Annotated in this window: 8 protein-coding genes; 2 read left to right on the forward strand and 6 right to left on the reverse strand. The window is 44.0% G+C overall.

The window, feature by feature from the left end:
* Nucleotides 1–62: 62 nt before the first annotated feature.
* Genes ACTNES_RS02505 through modA form a run of 3 tightly spaced genes read right to left on the reverse strand, consistent with a single transcriptional unit; the run spans nucleotide 63 to nucleotide 2,718 of the window.
* Complete coding sequence (locus ACTNES_RS02505) at nucleotides 63–1,121, reverse strand: sulfate/molybdate ABC transporter ATP-binding protein (RefSeq protein ID WP_291817697.1); 1,059 nt, start codon at nucleotides 1,119–1,121, stop codon at nucleotides 63–65.
* Nucleotides 1,121–1,816, reverse strand: a complete 696-nt coding sequence (modB, locus tag ACTNES_RS02510; protein ID WP_441038459.1) for a molybdate ABC transporter permease subunit — start codon at nucleotides 1,814–1,816, stop codon at nucleotides 1,121–1,123. The genes ACTNES_RS02505 and modB overlap by 1 nt, the downstream gene beginning before the upstream one ends.
* Before the next feature lie 2 nt (nucleotides 1,817–1,818).
* Complete coding sequence (gene modA, locus ACTNES_RS02515) at nucleotides 1,819–2,718, reverse strand: molybdate ABC transporter substrate-binding protein (RefSeq protein ID WP_441038460.1); 900 nt, start codon at nucleotides 2,716–2,718, stop codon at nucleotides 1,819–1,821.
* Between the two features lie 378 nt (nucleotides 2,719–3,096).
* Between modA and ACTNES_RS02520 the strand changes: the two genes are divergently transcribed.
* Nucleotides 3,097–3,309 carry a TOBE domain-containing protein gene (locus tag ACTNES_RS02520; protein ID WP_008706085.1) on the forward strand — a complete coding sequence of 71 codons (213 nt, stop codon included), beginning with the start codon at nucleotides 3,097–3,099 and terminating at the stop codon, nucleotides 3,307–3,309.
* Nucleotides 3,302–4,240: a helix-turn-helix transcriptional regulator gene (locus ACTNES_RS02525; protein ID WP_291805227.1), complete on the forward strand. Its 939-nt coding sequence runs from the start codon at nucleotides 3,302–3,304 to the stop codon at nucleotides 4,238–4,240. The genes ACTNES_RS02520 and ACTNES_RS02525 overlap by 8 nt, the downstream gene beginning before the upstream one ends.
* A gap of 129 nt (nucleotides 4,241–4,369) precedes the next feature.
* On the opposite strand, the gene ACTNES_RS02530 is transcribed toward ACTNES_RS02525, so the two are convergent.
* The 3 genes from ACTNES_RS02530 to ACTNES_RS02540 all read right to left on the reverse strand — a co-directional run.
* Entirely contained in the window at nucleotides 4,370–5,272 is a 903-nt protein-coding gene (locus ACTNES_RS02530) for an undecaprenyl-diphosphate phosphatase (RefSeq protein WP_291805230.1), read from the reverse strand.
* Nucleotides 5,273–5,612: 340 nt separating this feature from the next.
* Complete coding sequence (carB, locus tag ACTNES_RS02535) at nucleotides 5,613–8,828, reverse strand: carbamoyl-phosphate synthase large subunit (protein WP_300334138.1); 3,216 nt, start codon at nucleotides 8,826–8,828, stop codon at nucleotides 5,613–5,615.
* Nucleotides 8,828–9,344 (reverse strand): carbamoyl phosphate synthase small subunit (locus ACTNES_RS02540; RefSeq protein ID WP_441038461.1); only part of this gene is annotated, 517 nt, incomplete at its 5' end. The genes carB and ACTNES_RS02540, both read right to left, overlap by 1 nt.

The raw sequence follows: 9,344 nt of genomic DNA on the forward strand, positions 1-9,344 counted from the left end.
GTTATATCTTCACCAGAAATCTCTGTTGAAAATACAACGCTTTTTATTATTTCTTATATATTCTATTTCGCTTCTTTCAGCAGCATCAGATGCTCTTCCGGAAAATGAATATATTTCGGAACTTTTGCATGCGGATCTTCCTCAAAATTTCCTTTGGGACACATCCACCAGACCGGCTGACAGTCTCCGCGTTTCTTGTTCTTCAGTAAATACTGATGTTCAAAGGTTGTTTCAATATATTCCACAACTTCCACTTCCATACAGTTCTCTCCGCCTTCAGCTGCACCTTTCATCCAGTGACCGCGGATTCCCACGTGGGTAACATCATCCGGCACCTCATCTTTTGTCTGTAGCATCAGATTCCAGTCCACTGCATAAACACTGTGCTCTCCCATCTTCTGTACAGTTGAGAAATTTTTACACCCAGTCAGTCTGGCTGCCTGCAGAATACCAGGGCGCTCAAAGAGTTTCTTTGTTTCTCCCGTAGTAAGTGCCTGACCGCTGTCCAGGATCGTCAGATGTCCGCAGAACTTGTAAGCCTCATCACGGCTGTGAGTTACCAGGATCATATCACCTGTATACTCTTTCAGGAAGTTCTGCATATCACGCTGCATGATGTCTTTCAAATATCCATCCAGTGCGGAAAACGGCTCATCCAGAAGAATGACTTCCGGTTCTCCGATCATCATTCGTGCCAGTGCAACTCGCTGCTGCTGGCCTCCGGAAAGCTGTCCCGGATAACGCTTCTCCAGCCCGTTAAGCTGATAGCGTTCTATGTAATCTGCCACTTTTGCCTTAAGCTGTTTTTTATCCCCTCTGTATCCGCATGCAATATTTTTCTCTACAGTCATGGTAGGAAAAAGTGCATAGTTCTGAAAAAGGTAGCCGACCTTCCTCTCCTGCGGTTTCAGATTGATCTTCTTTTCTGAATCGAAAAGAACTTTATCATTTACAACAATTCTTCCTGAGTCCGGTGTCTGGATTCCTGCAATACAGCGCAGAGTCATACTTTTTCCGCTTCCGGATGCTCCAAGGATCCCCATTGGAGAACCATCACTCTCCAGCTTTACTTTCAGAGTGAAGCCATGAAGTTTCTTCTCAATATCCACACTGACCGCCATTACATCCACCTGCCCATCTTCATTCCCTTACCGGAAACAATATTGATCGCCGCAACGATCACAAATGAAATGATCAAGATCACAACTGCCCAGAAACCGGCCATGCCATAATTTCCTGCCGCAGTCTCCGAAGCAATGGCAACGGAAACGGTTCTGGTCTTGCCAAGAATGTTTCCTGCGAGCATGGATGTAGCACCGTATTCTCCGATTGCTCTGGCAAAGGCAAGGACTGTACCGGATGCGATTCCGGGTCCTGCTGTCGGCATGACAACTGTCCAGAAGATTCTTCTGTCACTCATGCCAAGTGTCTTGCCTGCTGCGATCAGATTCACATCCACCTGTTCAAATGCAGCGCGTGCATTTCGATACATCAGTGGAAACGCAATTACAGATGCTGCGATCACGCAGCCCTTCCAGGTCTGTACGATCTTAATATCAAAATTATCCAGCAGAAATGCCCCGAACGGACGTCTCAGACTGAACAGCAGAAGCAGAATGAAACCGGCCACTGTCGGGGGAAGTACCAGAGGCATGGTCAGGATACCATCCAGTATGCCTCTGGAAACAGGTTTCATCTTCATTACCAGTCTCGCAAAGAATATCCCCAGAAAGAACGCGATCACAGTAGCCGCGAAACCTGTTTTCAGTGAAATCCATAAAGGACTCCAGTTTATTTCTGCCAGAAATTCACTCATTCTTATTTAGCTTCCTCTGTTGTCTCTGTCTCAGCATTTGTTTCTGTGTCATCTGCTTCTTCTGTTGTTTCTGCATCTTTATCATCTGTTTCGGAAATATCATCTGCTTTGTATGCTGTAAAGCCATATTTCTCAAACACTTTCGTAGCGTCATCAGATTTGATGTACTCAAGGAATGCTTCTGCAGCTGCTGCATCATCCTCAGATGCCTCTTTGTCTTCAATAAGGCTTACCGGATAGAGAACAGGTGTCTTCAGTGCATCTGCCGGAGCTTCTGCGATAACGTCTACTTTATCTGCAACGGAAGCCGCATCTGTAGCATAAACGATACCGATCTCATTACTTCCTTCACTTACTGCCGCAAGGACTTCAGATACGTTCTTACCTTCGTTGATCTCCATCTTATTTACTTCATCTGTAATTCCAAGATTGTCGAAAATTTCTCTGGAGTACTGTCCAACAGGAACGCTGTCACCTGCAAGTGCAATGTTAGCTGCATCTGTGATGTTCTCGAATCCTGTAACTTTTGTTTCTCCATCCTTAGGTTTGATCAGAACGACTTTGTTCTCAAGGATATCTTCTACAGTATCTTTCTTAGCCAGATCTTCGTCTACCAGAGCGTCCATCTGCTTGTCAGCTGCTGAAAAGAAGATATCACAGCGTGCGCCTTCTTCGATCTGTGTCTGTAATGTACCTGAGCTGTCTGCATTGTAGAAGATTTCAACATCAGGATATGTCTCATTGAAATCTTTCTGGATTTCCTCCATTGCATTGCTTAAGCTCGCTGCGATGAATGTATTGACTTCACCTTTTAAGTCTGTATCTGCTGCGAAAACTCCTGTGCTGAACATTCCTGCACTCAGTACTCCTGCCATCATTGCTGCAATTAATTTCTTTCTCATGCTTTTACCGCCTTTTATTCAGTTTTGTTTTGTTTTATTCAGTTTCGTTTCCTTTTGTATCTATTGTACAAAACTTTTGTATTCTTGTCAATTTTATTTGTATATGTTATCATGTAAATGATAGCAGGTCGAAAGCCTTATTTTTACCGGCAAAAACAACTTTCCGGCCTTTGATCGGGTATCAGATAAATCGTTACTGTTCACTCCGTTCTCAGTAACGCAGCCAAAATTCATTCCAGATTGCCTGTGGCAATGGAATTTTGGCTTGTATGTCTCGGGATTTTGGCATATCCATGCCAAAACACCTCGCGGGATAGTGGAGTGTGAACAGTAACGATAAATCTATAGAAAAAAATAATAAACAGTGAGGTAATTATCATGAAATTAAGTGCACGCAATCAATTAAAAGGGAAAGTAGTAAGTATCAATAACGGAGCTGTAAACTCCATCGTTTCTATTGATATCGGCGGCGGAAACATTATCACAGCAACCATCTCCTGTGCAGCAGTTGAAGAATTAAACCTGAAAGTAGGTTCTGATGCTTATGCAGTGATCAAGGCTACTAATGTCATGGTAGGTATTGATGAATAAACTTTACACAGCTCAGGAGGTCGCAGACCGTCTGAAGATCAAAAAGACGACGGTCTATGAACTTATCAAGCGCGGTGAGCTGGAATCTTCCAAAATCGGAAAACAGCTCAGGGTCAGCGAAGAGCAGTTGACACAGTATCTTAGCAGAAGCAGTTCCGGCAATTCCGGAAGCGGACAGGATATTCCATACACTTCTGCTAATTTTGAACCTGAGAGCTCTCTGCTGAAGAGAGATTATCTGCTTCATTCCAACGGTATCATTCTAGGCGGCCAGACTTCTGCTGCCCTGGAGCTTCTTCTCGGCAAAATGTCCGCTCACCCTGATGGGCTTCCTGTCCTGCAGTCTCATATGAATGACTATAACGTACTTTATTCCCTGTATTTCGAGAAGGCACATATCGCTGCTACCAGTCTGGATATAGATGATATCCGTCACCTGGTTCCCGGAATCCCGCTGATACTTCTTTCTTTATATAAATACTCTGTCGGCTTCTATGTACAGGCCGGAAATCCTGAAAAGATTTCTTCTGTGGAGGACCTGACGGATCCGAAAGTTGTTTTTATGAATCGTGAAAAGGGAAGTGCCCGCAGGGTTTATCTGGACCGTCTGTTGAAAGAACGGGGAATCTCTTCTGAAAAAATCAGCGGATACAGAAATGAAGCTGTCTCTGATATGTCATCTGCATCTGCTGTTTTTGAGCACAGAGCAAATGTTGCTTTTGGAGAAGAAATGATCGCACGTTATTTTCCGGGACTTGATTTCGTCCCTGTGACTGATATGCAGATGTATCTGGCAATTCCTGCGGAATCTGTGAAAAAGCCGGGGTTCTCTGCTCTTGTGGAAATTGTACAGTCTGAAGATTTCAAAACTGAGATTCATCATCTGACAGGTTATGATACCTCTTATACCGGCGAAATGATCTGTATATAAGAAACGTGTAACATAATAAAAAGCCCTGCTGTCCGGGATATACGCTTATGACGTACATGCCGCTTATACAGCAAGGCTTTTCTTATGCATTATTTACGAGGAATGCTATAAAAAATTCTTTTTATAACATTAACCAAGAAGTGTTTTTCCGATAAAGTATCCAAGCACCAGAATACCAAGTGCGATTCTGTACCATCCGAATGCCTTGAAGTCATGTTTCTTTATGTATCCCATCAGGAATTTGATCGCAATAATGGAAACTACAAATGCCACTACCATTCCCACGATCAGGATCATCACCTCTGTTCCTGTAAAGGAAAAACCAAATTTCAGTATCTTCAGCAGACTGGCTCCGAACATAACCGGGATTCCAAGGAAGAACGTAAATTCTGCTGCTACTGTACGGGAGGTTCCTGCAAGGATACCACCGATAATGGTGGAACCTGAACGGGATGTACCCGGAACTACGGAGAGTACCTGGAACAGACCGATAATGAATGCAGTCTTAAATGACAGATTTTCCAGATTTGTACAGGTTGGTCTCCTTCTCTTGTTATAGTTCTCAATAACAATGAAGAGGATACCATATACGATCAGTGCAATGGCAACTACTACATAGTTATTAAATTTCTCTTCAATGACATCATTAAATGGAAGCGCGATAACAATCGTCGGTATACAGGCTACTATAATTTTAAACCAGAGCACCCATTTCTCTTTATCACAGAACTTCTCCACAAAAGTAAGAATTCCTCTGGATACTGCACCATGCCTGTTAAGCACTGCCTGCTGTTTCTTTGAAATTGGTCTGATATAAAACGGCCACAATTTGTTCCAGTAGAGAACTACAACCGCGAGGATCGCACCAAGCTGGATCACTACGAAAAACAGATTCTTAAACTCCTCTGTCACATTCAGTTTCAGAAACTCATCCACCAGGATCATATGCCCGGTACTGCTGATCGGGAGCCATTCTGTGATTCCCTCCACAATACCAAGGAAAATGACCTTTAACAGTTCAATAAAATCCATAATTTTTCCTTTCTTAAAGCATTCATTTATTTTCTTTTATCTGCTTATATGATTATATTACACACCATGATGCCGGCACAACTGTAATTTTCAATTTTCGTACTATAGTAATCCTCATATAAAATCCTGCTTGCAGGATTCTCCACCTGCGGCGGGTCGCTTCAGCGACATAATTTCTCTCCGTCGCAGTGCGATCCTGCCTGGAGGGCTTTTTTATGTTACAGGAACATTACGGAGTAATTTCCTATAACATAAAATATGACAGCAGCTGCCATCTTCCACAAAGAAAACGCAACTGCTGTCTTTTCATTTTATATTATATCATTTATCTGCTTTAAAATTATCTTCTTGCAATCGTAGCAATATCAATAAGAGATAAATTATTCAGGTCTGTGTTCTCAAGGCTGGTTGCCAGTGCTTCTGCTGTATCCAGAGAAGTAAGGACATTGACACCTGTCTCGATGGCATTACGTCTGATGATGAAACCATCTTTCTGATGTTCTATACCCTGTGGTGGAGTATCAATGACAACGTCGATCTTATGACCAAGGATAAGGTCCATAAGGTTCGGTGCAGGCTGCTCCAGCTTATTTGTACGGATAACTTTGATTCCGTTTTCTTTGAGGACTTTTGCAGTTCCCAGTGTAGCATAGATTCTGTATCCAAGTGCTTCGAATCTTCTTGCGATAGGGATGATATCCTGTTTGTCTTCGTCTTTAACAGTGATGATCATGTTTTTGTGTTTCGGAAGACGGATACCTGCTCCGATAAATGCTTTGTAAAGCGCTTCATTAAATGTCTCAGCAATACCAAGGCACTCACCTGTTGACTTCATTTCCGGTCCAAGGCTGATATCAGCGCCGCGGATCTTCTCAAATGAGAATACAGGCATCTTGATCGCATAGTGTTTTGCTTCCGGCTGAAGTCCCGGTTCATAGCCCATGTCTTTCAGCTTGTATCCAAGGATTACCTTAGTTGCAAGAGGAACGATCGGAATTCCTGTTACCTTGCTGATATACGGTACAGTACGGCTGGAACGAGGATTAACCTCGATTACATATACATCATCTCCAAGAACAATGAACTGGATGTTGATCATACCGATAACATGCAGTGCTCTTGCAAGACGTCTGGTGTATTCTGCAATTGTCTCTTTTGCTTTTTCGCTGATGGTCTTAGCCGGGTATACGGAGATACTGTCACCGGAGTGGATTCCGGCACGCTCGATATGTTCCATGATACCAGGGATCAGGATATCCTCGCCATCGCATACAGCATCGACTTCGATTTCCTTACCCATCAGATATTTATCAACAAGGATCGGGTGCTCCTGTGCAATCTGGTTGATCACACCGATATACTCTTCTACGTCCTCATCGCTTACAGCGATTCTCATGCCCTGACCGCCAAGTACATAGGAAGGACGAACCAGAACAGGATAACCCAGCTCATTTGCTGCTTTCTTAGCTTCCTCAGCAGTAAATACTGTCTGTCCCTTTGGTCTCGGGATTTCGCATTTTTCAAGAATCTCGTCGAAAAGTTCTCTGTCTTCTGCTGCATCTACGTTCTCAGCAGATGTTCCGAGGATCTTAACGCCCATCTTTGTCAGTGCTTCTGTTAATTTGATAGCTGTCTGGCCACCGAACTGTACAACTGCTCCGTCCGGTTTCTCGATATTTACTACATTCTCAACATCTTCCGGTGTCAGAGGCTCGAAATACAGCTTATCTGCAATATCAAAGTCTGTACTTACTGTTTCCGGATTGTTGTTGATGATGATGGTCTCATAGCCTTCTTTTGCAAATGCCCATGTACAGTGTACGGAACAGAAATCGAACTCAATACCCTGACCGATACGGATAGGACCGGAACCAAGTACCAGGATTTTCTTTTTATCCGGTGTTGCTACTGCTTCATTCTCTGTACCTTCATCGCCGTATACAGAATAGTAATATGGTGTTGCTGCCGCAAACTCTGCAGCACAGGTATCAACCATCTTATATGCCGCTTTGATCTGATATTCTTCACGAAGAGCTTTGATCTCTTCTTCTGTCTTGCCCGTCAGACGTGCAACGATGTAGTCCGGGAATTCCATGCGTTTTGCTTCAAGGAGAAGCTCTTTTGTGAGCTTTCTGGTCTTAAGAGCATTTTCCATACCTACAAGGATTGCAATCTTATCGATGAACCAGATATCAATCTGTGTGATGTCGTGAAGCATGGACTGCGGCATACCACGGCGGATGGCTTCTGCAATCTTCCAGATTCTGCGGTCATCTACGATTTCCAGCTCTGCAAGAAGTTCCTCGTCTGTCAGCTGTGTAAAGTCGTAGGACATCAGACTGTCTACGTGCTGTTCAAGAGAACGGATGGCTTTCATCAGGGCACCTTCGAAGTTATGGCAGATACTCATAACCTCACCTGTTGCCTTCATCTGAGTAGTAAGGGTTCTCTTTGCAGTAATAAATTTATCGAATGGAAGTCTCGGGATCTTAACTACGCAGTAGTCAAGCATTGGCTCGAAACTTGCATATGTTTTTCCTGTGATCGCGTTCGGGATCTCATCCAGTGTGTAGCCCAGAGCAATCTTTGCAGCAACTTTTGCGATCGGGTAACCGGTTGCCTTACTTGCAAGTGCAGAGGAACGGCTTACACGTGGGTTAACCTCGATCACGCAGTATTCAAAGCTGTCCGGTTTCAGAGCGTACTGAACGTTACATCCGCCTGTGATTCCAAGCTCTGTGATGATGTTCAGGGCTGAGGTACGGAGCATCTGATATTCTTTGTCTCCAAGTGTCTGGGACGGAGCAACTACGATGGAGTCACCTGTATGGACACCAACCGGGTCAATGTTCTCCATGTTGCAGACTGTGATGCAGTTTCCTGCACTGTCACGCATTACTTCGTATTCAATCTCTTTCCATCCTGCGATGCAGCGCTCTACCAGTACTTCACCTACACGTGAAAGACGAAGACCATTCTCCAGGATTTCGCGAAGTTCATATTCATTATGAGCGATACCGCCGCCGCTTCCACCGAGTGTGTAAGCAGGACGGAGAACTACCGGATAACCAATAGTGTTTGTAAATGCAAGACCATCTTCTACTGTTGTAACAACCTTGGATGCTGCGATCGGCTCACCAATCTTCTCCATGGTATCTTTAAATTCCTGACGGTCCTCCGCTTTCTTGATTGTCTGGGCAGTTGTACCGATCAGTCTTATATTGTGTTCTTTGAGGAAACCTTTCTCATCCAGCTCCATGGCAAGGTTTAATCCCGCCTGGCCGCCCAGTGTAGGAAGGACGCTGTCCGGTTTCTCTTTCAGGATAAGCTGTTCTACTACTTCTACTGTCAGAGGCTCGATATAAACTCTGTCAGCGATATCTTTATCTGTCATGATGGTTGCAGGGTTGGAGTTAAGAAGAACAACCTCAATGCCTTCTTCTTTAAGGGAACGGCATGCCTGTGTTCCTGCGTAGTCAAACTCTGCTGCCTGGCCGATGATAATCGGGCCGGAACCAATTACAAGTACTTTTTTAATGTCTTTATTTCTTGGCATTATTTATTTCCTCCCATCATATCCATAAATCTGTCAAACAGGTAGCTGGAATCCTGCGGTCCCGGGCATGCTTCCGGATGGAACTGTACAGTAAAGATGTTCTTTCCTTCGTATGCCATACCTTCGTTTGTTCCGTCGTTTACATTGATAAATGCAGGTTTTGCAATATTCTTCTCCTCAAGTCCCTTGGCATCTACTACATATCCATGGTTCTGGGAAGAGATATAAACGCGTCCTGTCGCAAGGTCTTTGACCGGATGGTTTCCGCCTCTGTGTCCGTATTTCATCTTATGGGTATCTCCGCCTGTTGCAAGTGCCATCAGCTGATGTCCAAGACAGATTGCAAAGATCGGAACATCGGAATCATATAATTTCTTGATTTCTTTAATAATAGAAGTACATTCCTTCGGATCTCCAGGACCGTTACTTAACATAATGCCGTCCGGATTTGCTGCAAGAATCTCTTCTGCCGGTGTCAGTGCCGGATAAATGGTGACTTCGCATCCTCTCTTATTC

Origin of the sequence: Blautia sp. HCP3S3_D9 (genome assembly GCF_052063845.1) — a bacterium.
Lineage (GTDB): Bacteria > Bacillota > Clostridia > Lachnospirales > Lachnospiraceae > Blautia_A.